The organism is Serratia plymuthica NBRC 102599 (assembly GCF_001590925.1).
Lineage (GTDB): Bacteria > Pseudomonadota > Gammaproteobacteria > Enterobacterales > Enterobacteriaceae > Serratia > Serratia plymuthica.
This window is the reverse complement of the sequence record NZ_BCTU01000072.1, coordinates 1-827: the sequence shown is the minus strand read 5'-3', so window position 1 is coordinate 827 and position 827 is coordinate 1. Positions and strand designations below refer to the sequence as shown.

At 64.1% G+C, this 827-nt stretch carries 1 protein-coding gene; it reads right to left on the bottom strand.

What is annotated here, in order from left to right:
- The coding region (locus tag SPL01S_RS24190) for a thiamine pyrophosphate-binding protein (RefSeq protein WP_506344862.1) at positions 1-827 on the bottom strand (827 nt) is incomplete at both ends.

The following is an 827-nucleotide window of genomic DNA, read 5'->3' as shown; positions in this document are numbered from 1 at the left end:
AAGGCGGCGTATTTCCAGCCCAGGGCTTCGCGGGTGGCGGCCACTTCGGCGGCGCCCAGCGCAGCGCCGTGCACGTCGTGGGTGCCGGCCTTGTTCGGGGAACCGAAACCAATCACGGTTTTGCACATCAGCAGGGACGGCTTGTCGGTGACCTTGCGGGCTTCTTCAATCGCCGCCTTGATGGCGTCCGGGTTGTGGCCGTCGACATGACGCACCACGTGCCAGCCGTAGGCTTCGAAGCGCTCGGCGGTGTCGTCGGTGAACCAGCCTTCCACGTGACCGTCGATGGAGATGCCGTTGTCATCGTAGAACGCGGTCAGTTTGCCGAGCTTGAGGGTACCGGCCAGCGAACAGGCTTCGTGGGAGATGCCTTCCATCATGCAGCCGTCACCCATAAAGGCGTAGGTGTGGTGGTCGACGATGTCATGGCCCGGGCGGTTGAACTGCGCGCCCAGGGTGCGTTCGGCAATGGCGAAACCGACGGCGTTGGCGATGCCCTGGCCCAGTGGGCCGGTGGTGGTTTCGACGCCCGGGGTGTAGCCGTACTCCGGGTGGCCCGGGGTTTTGGAATGCAGCTGGCGGAAGTTTTCCAGCTCGCTCATCGGCAGGTCGTAGCCGGTGAGGTGCAGCAGGCTGTAAATCAACATGGAGCCGTGGCCATTGGACAGCACGAAGCGGTCGCGGTCAGCCCAGTGCGGGTTGGTCGGGTTGTGGTTCATGTAGTCGCGCCACAGGACTTCGGCGATGTCCGCCATGCCCATAGGTGCGCCCGGGTGGCCGGAATTTGCTTTTTGTACGGCGTCCATGCTGAGTGCGCGGATGGCGTT